Here is a 19,764-nt window from a genome sequence, read left to right as displayed (position 1 = left end):
CGGGCCCGATGGATCAGGCCACGGCCAGGGGTTGGCCCAACTGGCGCAGGATGTCACGCACAGCCTGGGCACGGTCCTTGGGCTCTTTGACCTCGCGCTCGATGCGCAGCTTCTCGTTGCCCGCCAGTTTGATGTGGCGGTGCTTCTGGATCAGCTCGATGATGCGCATCGGGTCGATCGGCGGGTTGGACTTGAAGGTGATGGTGATGACGCCAGGGGCGGCATCGACCTTGACCACGCCGTAGGGCGCGCTCAGCACGCGCAAGCGATGCACGTCGATCAGGGTTTGGGCCTGGGCCGGCAGTTTGCCGAAGCGGTCGACGATCTCTTCGAGCAAGGTGTCGATCTGATCCGGTGTGCGGGCCGTGGCCAGCTTCTTGTAGAAGGACAGGCGCAGGTGCACATCGCCGCAATAGTCGTCGGGCAGCAGGGCCGGGGCGTGCAGGTTGATGTCGGTGGTGACCGACAGCGGGGCCAGCAGGTCGGGCTCTTTGCCGGCCTTCAGGCTGCGCACGGCCTCGGACAGCATCTCGTTGTAGAGCTGAAAGCCCACTTCGAGCATGTTGCCGCTCTGGTTTTCGCCCAGCACTTCGCCGGCGCCGCGGATCTCCAGGTCGTGCATGGCCAGGTAGAAGCCGCTGCCCAGTTCTTCCATGGCCTGGATGGCCTCCAGGCGCTGGGCGGCGTGCTTGGTCAGGCCCTCGATGTCGGGCACCATCAGGTAGGCATAGGCTTGGTGGTGGCTGCGGCCCACGCGACCGCGCAACTGGTGCAACTGGGCCAGGCCGAACTTGTCGGCCCGGCTCATGACGATGGTGTTGGCGCTGGGCACGTCGATGCCGGTCTCGATGATGGTGGAGCACAGCAGCAGGTTGAAGCGCTGGGCCACGAAGTCGCGCATCACGCGCTCCAGCTCGCGTTCGGGCATCTGGCCATGGGCGATGGCGATGCGGGCCTCGGGCAGGATCTCTTCGAGCTTCTGGCGCCGGTTCTCGATGGTCTCGACCTCGTTGTGCAGAAAGTAGACCTGGCCGCCCCGCTTGAGCTCGCGCAGCACGGCCTCGCGGATGACACCGGTGCCTTCGTTGCGCACAAAGGTCTTGATGGCCAGGCGGCGCTGGGGTGCCGTGGCGATCACGCTGAGGTCGCGCAGGCCTTCCAGGGCCATGCCCAGGGTGCGCGGAATCGGGGTGGCGGTGAGGGTGAGCACGTCCACCTCGGCACGCAGGGCCTTCATGGCCTCTTTGTGGCGCACGCCGAAGCGGTGTTCCTCGTCGATGATCAGCAGGCCCAGGTTCTTGAACTTGACGCTTTCGCTGAGCAGCTTATGGGTGCCGACCACGATGTCGACCGTGCCTTCGGCAATGCCCTTGGCGGCCGCGCTGATCTCTTTGGCCGAGCGGAAGCGGCTCATCTCTGCGATCTTCACAGGCCATTTGGCAAAGCGGTCCACCAGGGTCTGGTAGTGCTGCTCGGCCAGCAGGGTGGTGGGGGCCAGAAACGCCACCTGGCGTCCGCCGGTCACGGCCACGAAGGCGGCCCGCAGGGCCACCTCGGTCTTGCCAAAGCCCACGTCGCCGCAGACCAGTCGGTCCATGGGGCGGGGGCTGATCATGTCCTGGATCACGGCATGGATGGCGGCGCGCTGGTCAGCGGTTTCTTCGAAGCCGAAGTCGTTGGCAAACACCTCGTAGTCCTGCGGCGAGTAGCGGAAGGCATGACCTTCGCGGGCCGCGCGGCGGGCATAGATATTGAGCAGTTCAGCCGCCGCATCGCGCACCTGTTCAGCGGCTCGGCGCTTGGCCTTGTCCCACTGGCCACTGCCGAGCTTGTGCAGCGGGGCCTCGTCGGCACTGACGCCGGTGTAGCGGCTGATCTGCTGCAACTGGCTGACCGGCACATACAGCACGGCCTTGTCGGCGTACTCCAGGTGCAGGAACTCTTGCATGGCCGGTGTGCCATCGGGGTTCTTGCCCTGGCCCAGATCCATGTTGACCAGGCCGCGGTAGCGCCCGATGCCGTGCTGGGCGTGCACCACCGGGTCGCCCACGTTGAGCTCGGCCAGGTCCTTGATGAGGGCTTCAACGTCGCTGACCTGCTCTTGCTTTTTGCGCCGACGGGTGGTGGCACCAGCGGCAAACAGCTCGGTCTCGGTGACGAAGTCGATGCCGGGGGCCAGCCAGCGAAAGCCCACGGTGAGGGCCGCGGTGGCGATGCCCAGAGCTTCGGTGGTCTCGGCCTCGAACTCGGCCAGTGAGTCGAAGGCCGGCGGGTTGACGCCGCCCGCACGCAGGAAGTCGAGCAGGCTTTCACGCCGGCCATCGCTCTCGGCCAGCAGCAGCACGCGTTGGGTGCCCGGGTTGGCCAGATGGGCCTTGAGGCGGGCCAGCGGGTCTTCGGTGCCGCGCAGCACGGACAGGTCGCCCAGCTTCTGCACATTGGCGCTGTCGTCGACGTCGACGCTGCCGGGCCGGATGGAAAGCTGGGCGTGCTCGTTGGCCCGGCCGTAGAACTGCTCGATGCTCAGGAACAGGGCCTCGGGTGGCAGGGCGGGGCGGTCAGGATCGCCCTGGATCAGGCGGAAGCGGTCCTTGGTGTCTTGCCAGAAGCGCTGGAAGGCGGGCTCCAGCTCGCCATGCAGTACCACCGTGGCGTCCGTGCCCAGGTAGTCGAACACGGTGGCCGTGTCGTCGAAGAACAGCGGCAGGTAGTACTCGATGCCGGCTGTGGCCACGCCGTTGCCCATGTCCTTGTAGACCCGGCTCTTGGTGGGGTCGCCCTCCAGCAGTTCACGCCAGCGGCTGCGGAACTTGGCGCGGGCCGCGTCGTCCATGGGGAACTCGCGCCCGGGCAGCAGACGCACCTCGGGCACGGGGTACAGGCTGCGTTGGCTGTCGGGGTCGAAGGTTCGGATGGAGTCGATCTCGTCATCGAACAGGTCCACCCGGAAGGGCATGGCCGAGCCCATGGGAAAGAGGTCGATCAGGCCGCCGCGCACGGCGTACTCGCCAGGGCTGACCACCTGCGTGACGTGGCTGTAGCCGGCCAGGGTGAGCTGGCCTTTGAGCTTGGCCTCGTCGAGCTTTTGCTTGACCTTGAAGTGGAAGGTATAGCCTGCCAGGAACGAGGGCGGTGCCAGCCGGTACAGCGCAGTGGTGGCGGGCACGATGACCACGTCGGCCCCGGTTTCCTTGTCGCGCTGCTGAATGCGCCACAGGGTGGCCAGGCGCTCGGAGATCAGGTCCTGGTGGGGCGAGAAGGTGTCGTAGGGCAGGGTTTCCCAGTCGGGAAACAGCGCACACCGAAGGCCTGGGGCGAAGAAGGCAATCTCGTCGATCAGGCGCTGGGCATCGCTGGCGTCTGCCGTGACGATGGCCGTAGGCCGGCCGGCGGCTTTTTCGCGCAAGCCCAGGCGGGCCAGCAACAAGGCATCGGCAGAACCCACGGGGCGGGGCAGGGCGAAACGTTTTCCGGGCGAGAGTTTGGGCAGTTCCATGGCGTCCAGCAATGGCAAACACCCCCCGTGACCAATGACGGGGGGTGTGCATCCGGGGATTTTAGAATGGGCGACTTGCTATGACCGATCTCACACCTCAAAACCCCCCTTCAGTTCTGGCTTCATCCCCAGCTTCGTCCTCCGCCTCGCCGCGCTGCTGGGTGCTCGTCCCGTGCGCGGGCTCAGGTTCGCGGGCGGGCTCGACCGGCCCCAAGCAATACGAGCCGCTGGCCGGGCAGCCTCTGGTGGCCCACACCCTGGGGGCTTTTGCGGCCACCCCAGGACTGGCCGGTGTGCTGGTGGTGGTGGCACCGGGCGACAGCACCCTGGAGCAGGCCGGCCTGGCCGAGGGGTGCCATGTGGCCGATTGCGGCGGGGCCTCGCGCGCCGAGAGCGTTTTGAACGGCCTGGGGGTGCTCAGCACCCTGGGCGCGGTGGGCGACGACTGGGTGCTGGTGCATGACGCGGCGCGTTGCCTGATCACTCCCACCCAGGTCCGCGCACTGATTGATGCCTGCTGGAGCGACCCGGTGGGCGGATTGCTGGCGCAGCCGCTGGCCGACACGCTCAAAAGTGGCGCCGCGGGACGGGTGGCCCGCACCCTGGACCGGCAGGACAAATGGCTGGCCCAGACGCCACAGATGTTCCGCCTGGGCCTGTTGCAACAGGCGCTGGGCGCCAGCGGGCTGGCCGTGACCGATGAGGCCGCGGCGGTCGAGGCCCTGGGCTTTTCGCCTTTGCTGGTGCCGGCGGCCGGGGTCAATTTCAAGGTGACCTACCCCGATGACTTTGCGCTGGCCGCGGCCGTGTTGCAGGCCCGCCAGGCGGCGCTGGGGGTGACACCATGAAGCTGCGTGTGGGCGAGGGCTGGGATGTGCATGCGCTGGTGCCCGGGCGCAAGCTGATTCTGGGGGGGGTGGAGGTGCCGCACACCTTGGGCTTGCTGGGCCACTCCGACGCCGATGTGCTCTTGCATGCCATCACCGATGCCTTGTTGGGCGCGGCCGGCCTGGGGGACATCGGGCGGCATTTTCCGGACACCGATGCTCGGTTCAAAGGCGCTGATTCGACGGTTTTGCTCGCCGAGGCGGCGCGGCGCGTGCAGGCACAGGGCTGGTGCATCAACAACATCGACAGCACAGTGATCGCGCAAGCGCCCAAGCTGATGCCTCACATCCCGGCCATGTGCGAGCGGATTGCCGCGGTGCTGGGCCTGGAGGTGTCGCAGGTCAACGTGAAGGCCAAGACGGCCGAGAAACTGGGGCCAGTGGGCCAGGGCCTGAGCATGGAAGCGCGGGCGGTGGTGCTGCTGCTGGCCTGAATCTGCCCCCTGGGCCCCAGGCGACTCATGCCACCTGGGTTCAGGCCCGCTGCAGCTTGATGTGGGCCGCCAGGCCGCCGCTGCTGCTGTTGGCCAGCACAAACATGCCCCCCATGCGCTGGATGGTCTTGTTGACGATGGACAGGCCCAGCCCGGCGCCGGTGGCGTGGGTACGGGCCGAATCACCCCGGAAAAAGGGTTTGACCAGGTCGGCCAGGATGTCCGGGGGCACGCCAGGGCCATGGTCGCGGACCTTGAGCAGAACCCATTCCTCGCGTGCACGGGCCGCGATTTCGATCACCGACACGGCGGTGCCGGGCGTCTTGCCGTAGCGGCGGGCGTTCTCGATCAGGTTGGACAGTACTCGGGCCAGCTCAACTTCGTCGGCCAGCACATGGGGGTCGTCCTGCAGCGAGACATGGATCTTCAGCTCAGGGTCGTCCTGCACCCCGTACAGGCAGGAGTCGACCACATCGGCCAGCCGCACCGTCTTGAGCTCCACGTGATCGGGGCGGGCGTAATCGAGGAACTTGTCGATGATGGCGTCGAGCTGCACGATGTCGGCCACCATGTGGTTGCGTGCATCGGTATCGGCAACGCTCATTTCGGTTTCCAGGCGCAGGCGAGCCAGGGGGGTGCGCAGGTCGTGGGAGATGCCGGCCAGCATGATGGCTCGGTCCTGCTCCACCTTGGCCAACTTTTCGGCCATGCGGTTGAAGCCGATGTTGACCTCGCGGATCTCGCTGGTGGCCACCTGTTCGTCCAGGTGGCTGGCGTCAAAGTCACCGTCACGCACCCGGTTGGCCGCAAATGACAACTGCTGCAAGGGTTTGTTGATCAGTCGGGCAATGGCGGCAGCACCTGCCAGGGACAGCACGGCGGCCGTGATCATCCAGATCAGCCAGGTTCGGCCGCTGGCCGGGCTGAAGCGGGCACGGTCCATCAACAGCCAATTGGAATCGCCATTGATCTCGAAGCCCACCCACAGGCCGGGTTCGTGGTTGACGCGCTGCGCGACCACGGTACCCGGGCCCAGGCGCTCGATGACCTCAGCGGTGACCCGCTGGCCCAGGGCGTTGTCGGCTTCGAACATTTCGAACTGGTCGTTGGGCTCGCGCGGCAGGATGCGCAGGCCCTCCTGATCGGCCATGGTCTTGATCAGGGACAGCCGTGCGATGCCGTCGGCATGCAGCAGGGCGGCACGGCTGAGGTTGACCAGCGAGGCGATTTGCTGGGCTGTGTGCAGGGCCCGGGGTTCAAGCTCAAGTGCTCGCAGGGTTTGCAGCCAGGCCAGAATGCTGCCGATCAGCAGGATGGCCAGCAGGAAAAAGGTGCGCCAGAACAGATTCAGGCTGACCCGAGCACGCGCACCGCGCGCTTGCTGGGTCATCTCCAGGGGTGCCGGACTGGTGGCATCAACCTGATTCATCGGCACATGGGTTTTCTTTTTTCTCACGTCGGGGTCTTCTTGGACTCGGTCGTTCTGCTTGGCGGCACCATGAAAAAACGGCGCCATGGGCGCCGTCGATTGACCTGGGGCAGCTCAATTGCCACCGTCCGGCACAAACACGTAACCGACTCCCCACACGGTTTGAATATACCGCGGCGCGGCCGCATCCACTTCGATCAGTTTGCGAAGACGCGACACCTGCACGTCAAGGCTGCGATCAAAGGGCTCGAATTCGCGGCCCCGCGCCAGCAGCGCCAGCTTTTCGCGTGACAGGGGTTGGCGTGGATGGCGGACCAGCGCTTTCAACATGGCGAACTCACCCGTGGTCAGGGGCAGTTCCTCACCGTTGCGGTGCAAGGCCCGGGTGCCCAGATCGAAGGTGAAAGGACCAAAGGTGACCTGTTCGTTGTCGCCCGAGGGCGCGCCGGGGGCCTCTTGCGGTGGCCGGCGGCGCAGTACCGCATGGATGCGGGCCAGCAGTTCACGCGGGTTGAAGGGTTTGCCCAGGTAGTCGTCGGCACCCACCTCCAGGCCCACGATGCGGTCCACATCCTCGCCCTTGGCGGTGAGCATGATGATGGGGGTGCGGTCGTTGGCCGCACGCAGGCGGCGGCAGATGGACAGACCGTCTTCACCGGGCATCATCAGGTCGAGCACGATGAGGTCCACCGATTCGCGCAGCAGGATGCGGTTGAGCGCCTTGCCATCTTCGGCCACCATGACTTCAAAGCCTTCTTGGCTCAGGTAGCGCCTGAGCAAATCGCGGATGCGGGCATCGTCATCGACGACCAGAATCTTGTCTGTGCGGGTATTGGAAGTGTTCATGGCTTTGACCTGATTTGTAACAAGTGCGATTTTGAGACTTGTAACAACCAAAAGGCCAGCGTTTTGGGATCGATATCACATACTGTTACAGCGCTTTCGTTAGCTAGCCGCCGGTGTCCTACATGATGTTCAGCACTTGACGTTCGTCTTGTTGGAAATTGGTTCTTTCAGGCCGTTTTGGCCGTGATTCGCCCGATATCAGTGGTGTTTACCCTGGTTTCCTGGTGTTTCAATGATCAGGAGTTTTCACGTGTCTCAATCTTCTATTCTGCGAGGTCTGGTCTTGGCTGGCGGGGTGTGGGCCTTGGGCGGATGGGGGGCGCAGGCCCAGACCCTGTCGATGGCCGCTCCTCAAAACGTGGTGCAGCTGCAGAGTTCGGGCTCGGTGGAGGTGGTGCAGGATTGGCTGAGCCTGACGCTGGGCGTGGTCCGTGAGGGTGCTGACGCCGCGCAGGTGCAGGCCCAACTGCGAACTGTATTGGAGCCGGCCATGAACGAGGCCCGAAAGCAGGCCAGGCCGGGCCAGGTCGAAGTGCGCAGCGGCGCTTTTTCTGTTTTTCCGCGTTATGGGCGCGAGGGCAAGATCAATGGCTGGCAAGGCTCCGCTGAAGTGATTCTGGAGGGGCGTGACATTCCTGCCCTCACTGCGGCAGCTTCCCGGATCGCGGGCTTGAACGTGACCCAGCTGAATTTCTCGCTCAGCCGCGAGCAGCGCCAGCAACTGGAGGCCGAAGCCCAGAGCCGCGCGATTCAGAGCTTCAAGGTGCGCGCGGCCGACCTGACCCGGCAGTTCGGCTTTGCCGGTTATTCATTGCGCGAAGTGAATGTGAGCTCATCCGATGGCGGCTACTCGCCGCGCCCGCGCCTGATGGCGGCCGAGGCGAAGATGGCTTCGCCGATGGCCGTGGCCGACCTGCCGGTCGAGGCCGGCCGCAGCACGGTGACGGTCACCGTGTCGGGTTCGATTCAGATGAACTGAGGCGTTTGATGCGGGCTGGGGCAACCCCCCGGGTGCCCCCGCCATTCCCGGCAATCCCAGGGAGTGGCTGATACAGGTTACTGAGCTGTCCAGCCGCCGTCCATGTTCCAGGCCACGCCGCGCACGTTGTTGCCGGCGGGGGAGCAGAAGAACACGGCCAGCTCACCCAATTCCTCGGGCGTGGTGAACTGCATCGAGGGTTCTTTTTCACCCAGCAGGGCGCGCGTGGCCTGCTCGTTGGTCCATTGGTTGGCGGCCGCCTTGGCATCGACCTGTTTCTGCACCAGCGGGGTGAGCACCCAGCCTGGGCAGATGGCATTGCAGGTGATGCCGCTGGTGGCGTTTTCGAGGGCCGTGACCTTGGTCAGACCCACGACCCCATGTTTGGCGGCCACGTAGGCCGATTTCTCGGCTGAGCCGACTAGGCCGTGCACCGAGGCGACGTTGATGATGCGGCCCCAGTTCTTGGTTTTCATGCCGGGCAGGGCCAGGCGGGTGGCATGGAACGCGCTGGACAGGTTGATGGCCAGGATGGCGTCCCACTTCTCGACGGGAAAATCCTCCACCCGGGCCACGTGCTGAATGCCCGCGTTGTTGACCAGGATGTCAACGCCGCCAAAACGGGTGTTCGCGAATTCGATCATGTCGGCGATCTCGGCAGGCTTGCTCATGTCTGCGCCGTGGAAGGCCACCTGCACGCCATGGGCTTTGCCGGCTTCTGCCACTTCGGCCTGAGGCGCCGAGGCGTCGCCAAAACCATTCAGGATCAGGTTGGCGCCCTGGCGGGCCAGCGCCTTCGCGATGCCCAGACCGATGCCGCTGGTGGAGCCGGTCACAAGAGCTGTCTTGCCATTCAACATGAGGAATCTCCAGATCAATTAGGATGCAGTGAACAAAGATTATCGAGCCGAGAACTGGCCCTGGAAGGCACCATGAATGATCCTACGCTGAACTACGTAAGCTGTCCGGACGCCGATGGCGGGCACCGCATGGCCTATTGGGCTTGGGGTGATGCGCAGGCCGCGCACGTGATTGTTTGCGTGCATGGTCTTTCGAGGCAGGGGCGCGACTTCGATGTGCTGGCGCAGGATTTGGTGGCCCGCGCCGAGCACCCTGTGCGGGTGATCTGCCCTGACGTGGTCGGCCGTGGCCACAGCGATCGGCTGAGCAACCCGGCCCATTACCAGATCCCGCAGTACGCGGCGGACATGATGGCCTTGCTGGCGCAGCTGCAGCAGCAGGCACCGATCGCGGTCCTGGACTGGGTCGGCACCAGCATGGGCGGCCTGATCGGCATGGTGTTGGCGGGGCAGCCTGGCCTGCCCCTGCCGCAGCCTGTGCGTCGTCTGGTGCTCAATGACGTGGGGCCGGTGATCCAATGGAGTGCCTTGCAACGCATCGGCGCGTATCTGGGGCAGCCCGTGCAGTTTGCCGATGAAAAGCAGGCGGCTGCGGCGCTTTGGTTGATTTCCTCGGGTTTCGGGCCCCACACGCCCGAACAATGGCTCGCGCTGACCCGTCCCATGCTGCGTGAGTTGCCAGGCGGTGGCCTGGGTTTGCACTACGACCCGGCAATTGCCGTGCCCTTTCGCGCCTTGCAGGAAGAAGACGCGCAGCGCGGCGAGGCGGCACTGTGGCAGCTGTATGACCAGATCCAGGCCCAGACGCTGTTGCTGCGTGGTGCTCAGTCCGATCTGCTGTCACCGATGACCGCCCAGGCCATGGGCGAGCGCGGGCCCCGTGCGCGGGTGGTGGAGCTACCGGGCATCGGGCACGCGCCGACGCTGATTGCAGAGGATCAGCGTGATACGCTCGTCGCCTTCATTTTTGCTGCTGAAGCACCGCTTTCCTGATTCTGATGACCCCTCCGCCGGTGGAGCCTGTGGGCTCGCCTTATCGTTCTGAGCCGGTGGCGCCGCTGATTGCAGCGACCGCCCGAGATTTGCAGGGGCAGGCCGACATCCTGGCCCGGGCCCGCGCGTTTGCAGAACCTTTTCTGGTTGATCAGGTGCTGGTCTCGGGCGAGAGCACCCTCGCTCATGCCGACGCCGAGGCAGCCATCCTGCGCATGATCGGCGGCTCGGAGGCCATGCAGGCCGCCACTTACCTTGTCTACACCTGTGAGCACCTGAACAAGCCGCAGGAGGTGCTGAGCAAGGTGTTTGGTGACCAGTTCGCCACGCTGGCCGTTGAAACCACCCAGTTGATCCGCATCCAGCAGCAGGCCCGTGCGGCGCAGCAACTGCTGGATGATCCTGCTGTGCAGCATGAGAACGTGCGCAAGATGCTGCTCGCCTTCTCGCGGGATCTTCGTGTGGTCCTGCTGCGCCTGGCCTCACGCCTGCAGACATTGCGGTACTACGCTGCCTCGAAACAGCCGATTCCGCCCAGCCTGGCCCGAGAGTCGCTGCACGTTTTTGCCCCGCTGGCCAACCGGCTGGGCATCTGGCAGATCAAGTGGGAGCTGGAAGACCTGGCCTTTCGGTTCATCGAGCCCGATACCTACCGGGAGGTGGCGCGCCTTCTGGATGAAAAGCGTGCCGAGCGCGAGGCATCGATGGCCGCGTTGCGCCTGAGTCTCGAATCCGAGCTGCAGACCCAGGGCATCCGGGCCAGTGTGCAGGGTCGCCCCAAGCACATCTATAGCATCGTCAAGAAGATGCGTGGCAAGGGCCTGGGGTTCGAGCAGGTGTTCGATCTGCGGGCGCTGCGTGTGATCGTGTCCTCGATCAAGGACTGCTACACCGTGCTGGGCTGGGTGCATGACCGCTTCACGCCCGTTGATGCCGAGTTTGATGACTACATCGCCAAGCCCAAGCCCAACGGCTATCAGTCCCTGCACACGGTGGTGCGCGATGAGGCTGGCAAGGCGATCGAGATCCAGATCCGAACCCAGGCCATGCACGACCACGCAGAGCACGGCGTGGCTGCTCACTGGGCCTATAAAGAAGCCGGAACCAAGGGCTATGCCGGGGTGTCGGCCAGCAGCGAGTACGACGCCAAGATCGCCGTGCTGCGGCAGTTGCTGGCCTGGGAGCGCGACCTGTCGGGCACCCAGCCCAGTGGTGGGCTGTTTGAAGATCGCATCTATGTGCTGACACCCAATGCCGCCATCGTCGAGCTGCCCCAGGGGGGCACGCCGGTCGATTTTGCCTACGCGGTGCACACCGACGTGGGGCACCGGTGTCGCGGCGCCCGCATCGACGGCGCCATGGTGCCCTTGAACACCTCGTTGCAAAACGGTCAGACGGTGGAGATCGTGGCTGCCAAGGAGGGCGGGCCGTCGCGGGATTGGTTGAATGCCGAACTCGGCTTCTTGAACAGCAACCGCGCCCGCGCCAAGGTGCGGGCCTGGTTCAACGCTCAGATCACGCATGAGACCATCGCCCGAGGGCGCGAAGCCGTCGAGAAGCTGCTGCAGCGCGAAGGCAAGACGGCGATCAAATTGGTCGACCTGGCGTCGCAGTTGGGGTTCAAGTCAGCCGATGCCTTGTTCGAGGTGGTGGGCAAGGATGAGTTCTCGCTGCGCAACATCGAGAACCTGCTGCGCCCGCCTGAACCGGTGCTGGAGCCCGATGATTACCTGCTGCTGAAGAAATCGCGCAACGTTGAAAAGGCCCCCAAGGGCGGTGTGCTGGTGGTGGGGATTGATTCATTGATGACCCAACTGGCCAAGTGCTGCAAGCCCGCACCACCGGATGCCATCGGCGGCTTTGTGACCCGGGGCAAGGGCGTCAGTGTGCATCGGCTTGATTGCAGCAACTTCCGTGAAATGGCTGCGCGCAGTTCTGAGCGGGTCATTGAGGTGGAGTGGGGGCGGGCCAAGGGCGAGGACCTGGCTCGGTATCCGGTCGATGTGGCCGTCGAGGCGGCCGATCGACAAGGGTTGCTGCGCGACATTTCAGAAGTCTTCGCCCGCGAGAAGACCAATGTGATTGGTGTGCAGACGCAGTCCGTCAAAGGAACAGCCTGGATGACTTTTACGGTGGAGGTCTCGGATTCGGCGCGCCTGAGCAAGGTGTTGTCGCTGGTGGCTTCAGTCCCAGGAGTGAGGTGGGCCAAGCGCCGTTGAGTTGAAGCGGGAATTTCAACTTTTTTGTGTTTTTTCTAAAAACAGGAAATTTCAGCTGTATACTCTACATTCTCGAATACAGACAGGCGCGTAGCTCAGCTGGTTAGAGCACCACCTTGACATGGTGGGGGTCGTTGGTTCGAGTCCAATCGCGCCTACCAGTTTATCCGAGCGAAGATAACCAGACTTCGCAACATCGGTAAACTGACCCGGAAGCCCAAGAGCTTCCAAACTTGAAAAGCCACCCAATGGGTGGCTTTTTCTTTTTCTGCTTTCGATCTGATCCGCATTCTCGCTGCGTTGCGCTGTGGCGGTGCTGCAGCATTGGGTCGGGAAAGATTGTCTTTGTTCGTGGCGTTCGGGTTGACAATAGACGGTCAGGGTAAACCTTGGCTGTCGCCTCGGGTGTGCTCCCTAGAATGTGACGATCCCATCGATATTTCGGTCTGTCCAGGATCGAGGAGCCTCATACGTGCAAAGCAAGAAAGCAGCCGCCAAACCGTCTCAGCGGATCATCAAGAAGTACCCGAATCGGCGCCTGTACGATACCGACACCTCCACCTACATCACTTTGGCTGAGGTGCGTCAGTTGGTGATGGACAGCGAATCGTTTGTGGTTCGCGATGCGAAGACGAATGATGATCTGACGCGAAGCATCCTTTTGCAGATCATCCTCGAGGAGGAGGCGGGTGGCGCCCCCATGTTCACGGAGGCGGTGTTGTCCAGCATCATCCGTTTCTATGGGCATGCCATGCAGGGCTTCATGGGTTCTTACATCGAAAAGAACATCCAGGCCTTCTCTGACATGCAGACCCAGTTGACGGCTCAATCCAAGAGTATTTCGCCGGAGATGTGGGCGCAATTCATGAGCATGCAGTCGCCCGTGCTGCAGAGCATGATGGGCGGGTACACCGAGCAGTCCAAATCTCTGCTCACTCAGATGCAGGAGCAGATGCAGAAGCAGACCGAGCAGATGCTGGGGGCTTTTGGTCTGAAGCGCTGAGTTTTTTCGAGGCCTGGGTGGCGGGTATTGCGCTGGCCCTGGCCTGTTGTCGGCAAGAACTGGGACAATACGCCGATGAGTGAAGTTCTTGTTCCCCCCTCTCCCGCCGGTTCGGCCCAGCCAGTCCCCCGTGTTGGGTTCGTCAGTCTTGGGTGTCCCAAGGCGTTGACCGACTCCGAATTGATCCTGACCCAGCTCAGTGCAGAGGGTTATCAGACCTCCAAAACCTTTGAGGGTGCCGATATCGTCATCGTCAATACCTGTGGATTCATCGATGACGCCGTCAAGGAGAGTCTCGACACAATTGGCGAGGCGTTGGCTGAGAACGGCAAGGTGATCGTCACGGGTTGTTTGGGGGCCAAGCAGGCTCAGGGTGGGGAGAATCTGGTGCGCCAAATGCACCCGAGCGTGCTGGCGGTCACGGGGCCTCACGCCACTCAGGAGGTGATGGATGCAGTGCATCAGCATCTGCCCAAACCCCACGATCCTTTCATTGATCTGGTGCCCAATGCCTTTGGGGAGGCAGGCATCAAGCTGACCCCGCGTCACTATGCGTATTTGAAGATCAGCGAAGGCTGCAATCACCGTTGCACTTTCTGCATCATTCCGTCCATGCGTGGCGATCTGGTTTCGCGCCCTGTCGGTGATGTGTTGAAAGAGGCTCGCGCCCTTTTCGAGGGGGGGGTGAAAGAACTCCTGGTGATCAGCCAAGACACGTCTGCCTATGGTGTTGATGTCAAGTACCGCACTGGATTCTGGGATGGCAAGCCGGTCAAGACCCGCATGCTGGAGCTGGTGCAGGCCTTGAGTGAGTTGGCTGAGCCGCACGGTGCCTGGGTTCGTCTTCACTATGTCTATCCCTATCCCAGCGTGGATGAGATCCTGCCTTTGATGGCGGCAGGTCGGGTGTTGCCGTATCTGGATGTGCCGTTCCAGCACAGCCATCCGGAGGTGTTGAGGCGAATGAAGCGTCCGGCCAGTGGCGAAAAAAACCTGGAGCGCATTCAGCGTTGGCGCGAGATCTGTCCGGAGTTGGTGATCCGCAGCACTTTCATTGCTGGCTTTCCTGGCGAGACGGAAGAAGAGTTTCAGCACCTGCTCGATTTTGTTCGCGAAGCTCAGATTGATCGCGCTGGTTGCTTTGCGTACAGCCCGGTTGAGGGTGCTGCAGCCAACGATATCCCGGGGATGTTGCCGCCTGAAGTGAGGGAGGAGCGTCGTGCTCGGTTCATGGCGGTGGCTGAGGAGGTATCGATCCAGCGCCTGCAGCGCCGTGTCGGGGCCACCATGCAGGTGTTGGTGGATTCTGCCCCGGCCATGGGGCGCCGCGGTGGGGTGGGGCGCAGTTATGCGGACGCGCCCGAGATTGATGGTGTGGTGCGTCTGTTGCCGCCCGAGAAGATCAGCAAGACACTGAAAGTGGGTGAGTTCACTCGGGCTCGCATTGTGGCTGCCGAGGGGCATGACCTGGTCGCACTGCCGATCTGAAGCCGAAACGCCGAACTCTTTTCGGCTTCATGGTATCGCCCTGGGCATTGCATGGTGCCCGGGGCTTTTTTGTGGGTCGACTATTTTTGATTTTGAACTGAAAAACAAAAAAGCCGCTGAAACAGCGGCTCTTTGCTTATATTTATCGAAGACTGGTGCCCAGGAGAGGACTCGAACCTCCACGATGTTACTCGCTAGTACCTGAAACTAGTGCGTCTACCAATTCCGCCACCTGGGCAGTCTATCGACAATAATATTTCCTGATTTTAATTCATTTGAAAGCGAATATTGAGTTCGTTTTCATTAAACTTGGTGCCCAGGAGAGGACTCGAACCTCCACGATGTTACTCGCTAGTACCTGAAACTAGTGCGTCTACCAATTCCGCCACCTGGGCATCTCAGGAAGAATTCGATTGTATATCAAAAATTTAGGCCAAAGCAAGTCAGTGAACAATTTTTCAGATGAATTTGAAGGTGTCGTCCAAGGACACCGTGATGGGCACGGGTTTGTGATCCGTGACAACGGTGAGCCAGACGTCTATCTGCCACCCAATGAAATGAGAGCGGTGTTGCACAAGGATCGGGTTAAGGCCCGCATCGTGCGATCTGATCGCCGTGGCCGGCCTGAGGGTCGTGTGGTGGAAATCATTGAGCGACCTGCTCAGCCCATCATCGGCCGTTTGCTGCAAGAGAGTGGTGTCTGGCTGGTGGCACCCGAAGACAAGCGCTACGGTCAGGATGTATTGATTCCCAAGGGCGCAACAGGGGCCGCCAAGCCAGGTCAGGTGGTGGTGGTTGACCTGACGGAACCGCCGGCGCTGTTCGGTCAGCCGGTTGGTCGCATCACGGAGGTGCTGGGTGAGGTGGATGACCCTGGCATGGAAATCGAGATCGCGGTGCGCAAGTACGGTGTCCCGCACGAATTTTCCCAGGCCTGCCTGGATGAGGCCAAGGCGCTGCCGGACAAGGTTCGTCCCTCTGACAAGCGTGATCGCATCGATTTGACGGACGTGCCGCTGGTCACCATTGATGGTGAAGATGCGCGTGACTTTGATGATGCTGTCTATTGCGAGCCCGCCCGTGTCGGACGCGGCAAGGGATGGCGTCTGTTGGTCGCGATCGCTGATGTGAGTCAGTATGTGCACACCGGCTCTGGCATTGACATCGATGCCTATGAGCGCGCCACCAGTGTTTATTTTCCCCGGCGGGTGATCCCCATGCTGCCGGAGAAGCTGTCCAACGGTCTGTGTTCGCTCAACCCCGAGGTGGATCGGCTTTGCATGGTGTGCGACATGTTGATCAACGCCAAGGGCGAGATCCATGCCTATCAGTTCTACCCGGCTGTGATGTGGAGCCATGCGCGTTTCACATACACCGAAGTGGCGGCCATTCTGGCCAATACACGAGGGCCGGAAGCCGCCCGCCGTAAGGCATTGGTACCTCACCTGTTGAACCTGCACGATGTCTACCGGGCTTTGTTGGGCGCCCGCCGGATCCGAGGTGCAGTGGATTTCGACACCACTGAGACTCAGATCGTGTGCGATGACAGTGGTCGCATCGAGAAGATCGTGCCTCGCACCCGCAATGACGCGCACCGCTTGATTGAAGAGGCGATGCTGGCCGCCAACGTCTGCAGTGCCGACTTCATTGGGCAGGGCAAGCATCCCGGGTTGTTCCGTGTTCATGAGGGCCCAACCCCCGAGAAGCGCGAGTTGCTGGCCAACTACCTCAAGGCCATGGGGGTCGGACTGTCGGTCAGTGATGAGCCGCTGCCGGGCGAGTTCCAGGCGATTGCCGAGGCCACCAAGGACCGCCCGGATTCACAGCAGATCCACACCATGCTGCTGCGCTCCATGCAGCAAGCCATCTATACCCCCATCAACAGCGGTCACTTCGGCCTGGCTTTCGAGGCTTACACCCACTTCACCAGTCCGATCCGGCGCTATCCGGATCTGCTGGTGCACCGCGTGATCAAGGCGATTCTGGGCAAGTCGCGCTATCAGTTGCCGGCCTTGCCCACACCTGGCGAGGCCCATACCAAGCTGGCTCGACGCCTGGCGTCTCGGGTCAAAGAGCCTTCGGTCAAGCCGCGCAAGGCCACGGCCGAGACCCAGGCCTGGGAGGCAGCCGGTCTGCATTGCAGTGCCAATGAGCGCCGTGCCGATGAGGCCAGTCGAGATGTGGAGGCCTGGCTCAAGTGCAAATACATGCGCGAGCATCTGGGCGAGGAGTTTGGTGGCGTGGTTTCGGCGGCGACCAGCTTCGGCATCTTCGTGACCTTGGACGCGATGTATGTTGAGGGCTTGGTGCACATCACCGAATTGGGCGGTGAGTACTTCAAGTTCGACGAGGCCCGTCAGGAACTTCGTGGCGAGCGCACGGGCATCCGCTACGCGATCGGCAGCCGGGTTCGGGTGCAGGTCAGCCGTGTGGATCTGGATGGTCGCAAGATCGACTTTCGTCTGGTGCATGAGGGTGAGGCCGTGGCGGGGCGTGCGCAGCGTGACAAGTCGGGTCTAGCGCCAGCCCCTGGAGGCTCGCGCAGTGCGAGCAAGAAGGCTCGCAGTGGCTCCCGGCAGGACGAGAAGGTCGACGCCTCGGCCCGGACGCCTCGGTCTGGCTCGGGGGGCGACCTGACGCCTCGTTCGCCGATCCAGGCGCTGAAGGCCTCGGTGAAGAAAGCGGCCGCGGCGGCCAAGAAGAAGAGTGCAAAAGGCGGCCGTGGCAAATCCCATCGCTGATTTGATTGTTGATCTTGCCGTGCCCCAAAGTCACGGCCATTCCAGGAGCTTGCCTTGAATACCTCCACTGCATCGGAAGCTTCGGCGCTTCGTGTCGCGATCGTCACGGGGGCTGGATCGGGTATCGGGCGGGCTGTGGCGCTGGCCTTGTTGAACGCAGGTTACGCAGTGGCCCTGGCGGGGCGACGGCTTGAGTTGCTGCAGCAGGTGGCAGACGAGTCGGGTGCTGCAGGGCGGGCCCTTGTCGTGCCTTGCGATGTGGCCGACGAACAGGCGGTGGCAGCGCTTTTTTCTGCCGCCGTCAAAGCCTGGGGGCGGGTCGACCTGTTGTTCAACAATGCTGGCATCAACGCTCCGGGCGTGTTGTTGGAGGATCTGGCGCTGGCCGATTGGCGTCGCGTGGTGGATACCAATCTGACGGGCATGTTCTTGTGTGTGCGCGAGGCTTTCCGGGTCATGAAGGTGCAGCAACCCCAGGGCGGACGCATCATCAACAACGGTTCGATCTCGGCCCACACGCCGCGCCCCAACTCGGTGGCTTACACCAGCACCAAACATGCGGTGATGGGCTTGACCAAGACGGCGTCTCTCGATGGCCGCAAGTACGACATCGCAGTCGGCCAGATTGATGTCGGCAATGCGGCCACCGATTTGGCAGCGCGCATGGCCAAGGGGGTTCCTCAGGCCAATGGCGAGGTGGCGATCGAGCCTTTGATGGATGTGAACATCGTGGCCCAGTCGGTGCTTTACATGGCCAGCTTGCCGCTGGAGGCGAACGTGATGTTCCACACGGTGATGGCGACCAAGATGCCGTTCGCCGGTCGGGGCTGAGAGCGGATCTGCAGCCTCACGGCCGGCGCAAGGCGTTGGCGAGCGCGCCCGCCGTGAACGCTTGATGGGCTGGCCATTGGTCTGCGACCCGGCCGTGCTCAAAGACGCCCTGGCAGGCAGCGTCGAAGGCCTGGGTGCCGGGGTGCGCCCACAGGGCTCCGATCAGCCCCGCCAGCACGTCGCCGGTGCCTGCTGTGGCCAGCAGGGGGTTGCCAGTGGGGTTGATGTGAGGTGGCTTGCCGCTTTGTGCAATCACAGTCCCTGAGCCTTTGAGCACCGTCACGGCACCTGTCAGGGCAGCCAGGGCCTGGGCGGCGGCCAGGCGGTCGTCCTGGATGCTGGCTGCCGTGGTGTCCAAGAGTCGTGCTGCCTCAAGCGGGTGGGGCGTGAGTACCGTGTCCCAGCCGCGTTGCCGACGCGTTGCCAGCAGCGGCATCCAGTCAGGATGACGCGCCAGCAGGTTGAGGGCGTCTGCGTCCAGCAAGAGGCGAGGCGCCTCTGTCAGGGCTTGGGGTACCCAGCGTTCGATCGCTTCGCCGCCGCCGCAGCCGCAAACCAGAACGCCGTTCCCCATGACCAGCGCTTCGGGGCTGCGCAGCATCAACTCGGGCTGGGTCATATCGACCGGCAGGTGCGATTCGTCGGCATCCAGCAAAGCGACCATCACGCGCCCAGCGCCAGCATGCAGGGCCGCCCGGCCCGCCAGCAGGGCGGCGCCGGTCATGCCCAGTCCGCGCAGGCTCAGGCCCTCGCCGCCCAGCACTTGCACGTCGCCATAAGTGCCTTTGTGGCTGCCATGGCGATGGGGGCGAGGTGGCGGCGGCGGGCTGAGCCAGGCGTCGACTGGTGTGGACAGCGACGGAACATCCAGGGTGTCCAGCCACACAGTACCTGCGTGGTCACGCCCCTGGGCTGTGAAAAGCCCTGGTTTCAGGGTCAACAGGCTGAGGGTGTGATCGGCGCGGACGGCGCCTGCTGCCAGTGCAGGGGTGCCTTGGTCGGCGCAGAGACCCGAGGGGATGTCTGCTGCGAGCACGGTGGCGGCACTGCTATTGATGCGCTCAATCCATTCTCTCAGGCGAATGTCGCCGGAGGGGGCTGTCTGTCGAATCAGTCCGATGCCAAGCAGTGCGTCGATGCAAAGGTCATTCGGCCCCAGCACTGGCGGGTGTTCCTGGTAGATCACGCCGGCCTGCAGGGCTGCCTGACGGCTGGCGAGGCTGTCCGCGCTGCACCGATCGGGTCGGCCCAGCCAGGTCACCACAGGCCTGAAGCCCTGAAGTTGGAGGTGGTAGGCGGCTTCCCAGCCATCGCCGCCGTTGTTGCCGCTGCCGCACGCCACCCAGATGGCTTGTGCGTGGGGTGCCAGTGCCTGGGCCAATTGAGCCAGCGCACGTCCTGCGCGCTGCATCAGGGTGTGTGCCGGCAGTTGCTTCAGCCACGTGGCCTCCAGTGTGCGCGTGCTGGACAGCCGATGCAGGGGGTGGGCTCGATCGGGGTGAATGCGGTGCATGGGGTGTCTATCCGTGTGGTGGGACTCTATGAACCAGCGCTGCCC

At 63.2% G+C, this 19,764-nt stretch carries 14 protein-coding genes and 3 tRNA genes; 10 read left to right on the top strand and 7 right to left on the bottom strand.

All coding sequences use genetic code 11. The features are described 5' to 3' along the window. Nucleotides 1–13: 13 nt before the first annotated feature. Nucleotides 14–3,496, bottom strand: a complete 3,483-nt coding sequence (gene mfd / locus AC07VS_RS07445; protein WP_494750591.1) for a transcription-repair coupling factor — start codon at nt 3,494–3,496, stop codon at nt 14–16. Between the two features lie 161 nt (nt 3,497–3,657). Here mfd and ispD point away from each other — a divergent pair, with 161 nt between their 5' ends. Both ispD and ispF read left to right on the top strand, forming a co-directional pair. Next, nucleotides 3,658–4,344 (top strand): 2-C-methyl-D-erythritol 4-phosphate cytidylyltransferase, encoded by a 687-nt coding sequence (gene ispD, locus AC07VS_RS07440; RefSeq protein ID WP_492346303.1) that lies wholly within the window; start codon nt 3,658–3,660, stop codon nt 4,342–4,344. Then, nucleotides 4,341–4,817: a 2-C-methyl-D-erythritol 2,4-cyclodiphosphate synthase gene (gene ispF / locus AC07VS_RS07435; protein WP_492346304.1), complete on the top strand. Its 477-nt coding sequence runs from the start codon at nt 4,341–4,343 to the stop codon at nt 4,815–4,817. The genes ispD and ispF overlap by 4 nt, the downstream gene beginning before the upstream one ends. 40 nt (nt 4,818–4,857) lie before the next feature. Here ispF and AC07VS_RS07430 read toward each other — a convergent pair whose 3' ends face one another. Next, nucleotides 4,858–6,246, bottom strand: coding sequence for an ATP-binding protein (locus AC07VS_RS07430; protein ID WP_492346661.1), 1,389 nt, complete (start codon nt 6,244–6,246; stop codon nt 4,858–4,860). 114 nt (nt 6,247–6,360) lie between these two features. Next, the gene (ompR, locus tag AC07VS_RS07425) at nt 6,361–7,092 is read right to left on the bottom strand and encodes an osmolarity response regulator transcription factor OmpR (protein WP_492346305.1); all 732 of its coding nucleotides are present in this window, start codon (nt 7,090–7,092) and stop codon (nt 6,361–6,363) included. Nucleotides 7,093–7,357: 265 nt separating this feature from the next. Between ompR and AC07VS_RS07420 the strand changes: the two genes are divergently transcribed. Continuing rightward, nucleotides 7,358–8,071, top strand: coding sequence for an SIMPL domain-containing protein (locus tag AC07VS_RS07420; RefSeq protein WP_492346662.1), 714 nt, complete (start codon nt 7,358–7,360; stop codon nt 8,069–8,071). Between the two features lie 77 nt (nt 8,072–8,148). Here the strand turns inward: AC07VS_RS07420 and AC07VS_RS07415 are convergent, their stop codons facing one another. Beyond that, a complete protein-coding gene (locus AC07VS_RS07415; RefSeq protein ID WP_492346306.1) occupies nt 8,149–8,931 on the bottom strand; it encodes a 3-hydroxybutyrate dehydrogenase in 783 nt (260 codons plus the stop codon). A gap of 72 nt (nt 8,932–9,003) precedes the next feature. On the opposite strand from AC07VS_RS07415, the gene AC07VS_RS07410 reads away from it, so the two are divergent. The 5 genes from AC07VS_RS07410 (at nt 9,004) to rimO (ending at nt 14,634) form a co-directional block, all read left to right on the top strand. Then, the gene (locus AC07VS_RS07410; RefSeq protein WP_494750590.1) at nt 9,004–9,924 is read left to right on the top strand and encodes an alpha/beta fold hydrolase; all 921 of its coding nucleotides are present in this window, start codon (nt 9,004–9,006) and stop codon (nt 9,922–9,924) included. A 5-nt stretch (nt 9,925–9,929) separates the two neighbouring features. Continuing rightward, a complete protein-coding gene (locus tag AC07VS_RS07405) occupies nt 9,930–12,143 on the top strand; it encodes a RelA/SpoT family protein (protein WP_492346308.1) in 2,214 nt (737 codons plus the stop codon). A gap of 84 nt (nt 12,144–12,227) precedes the next feature. Further along, nucleotides 12,228–12,304 (top strand) — tRNA-Val (locus AC07VS_RS07400). A 311-nt stretch (nt 12,305–12,615) separates the two neighbouring features. After that, entirely contained in the window at nt 12,616–13,146 is a 531-nt protein-coding gene (gene phaR, locus AC07VS_RS07395; RefSeq protein ID WP_492346309.1) for a polyhydroxyalkanoate synthesis repressor PhaR, read from the top strand. Between the two features lie 75 nt (nt 13,147–13,221). Further along, a complete protein-coding gene (gene rimO / locus AC07VS_RS07390) occupies nt 13,222–14,634 on the top strand; it encodes a 30S ribosomal protein S12 methylthiotransferase RimO (protein WP_492346310.1) in 1,413 nt (470 codons plus the stop codon). A 153-nt stretch (nt 14,635–14,787) separates the two neighbouring features. Here the strand turns inward: rimO and AC07VS_RS07385 are convergent. Then, a tRNA-Leu gene (locus AC07VS_RS07385) sits at nt 14,788–14,872 on the bottom strand. Nucleotides 14,873–14,944: 72 nt separating this feature from the next. Beyond that, a tRNA-Leu gene (locus AC07VS_RS07380) sits at nt 14,945–15,029 on the bottom strand. Nucleotides 15,030–15,047: 18 nt separating this feature from the next. Between AC07VS_RS07380 and rnr the strand changes: the two genes are divergently transcribed. Together rnr and AC07VS_RS07370 are read left to right on the top strand one after the other, a co-directional pair. Further along, nucleotides 15,048–17,375, top strand: a complete 2,328-nt coding sequence (gene rnr / locus AC07VS_RS07375) for a ribonuclease R (protein WP_492346312.1) — start codon at nt 15,048–15,050, stop codon at nt 17,373–17,375. A gap of 54 nt (nt 17,376–17,429) precedes the next feature. Beyond that, on the top strand, nt 17,430–18,206 hold the full coding sequence (locus tag AC07VS_RS07370; protein WP_492346313.1) for an SDR family oxidoreductase: 777 nt from the start codon (nt 17,430–17,432) through the stop codon (nt 18,204–18,206). A gap of 16 nt (nt 18,207–18,222) precedes the next feature. On the opposite strand, the gene AC07VS_RS07365 is transcribed toward AC07VS_RS07370, so the two are convergent. Further along, nucleotides 18,223–19,719 carry an NAD(P)H-hydrate dehydratase gene (locus AC07VS_RS07365; RefSeq protein WP_494750589.1) on the bottom strand — a complete coding sequence of 499 codons (1,497 nt, stop codon included), beginning with the start codon at nt 19,717–19,719 and terminating at the stop codon, nt 18,223–18,225. Between the last annotated feature and the right edge of the window lie 45 nt (nt 19,720–19,764).

It is taken from the genome of Curvibacter sp. GW821-FHT01G03 (assembly GCF_059422285.1).
Note: the sequence above shows the minus strand (reverse complement) of the source record. Positions and strands in the feature narration are given on the sequence as shown.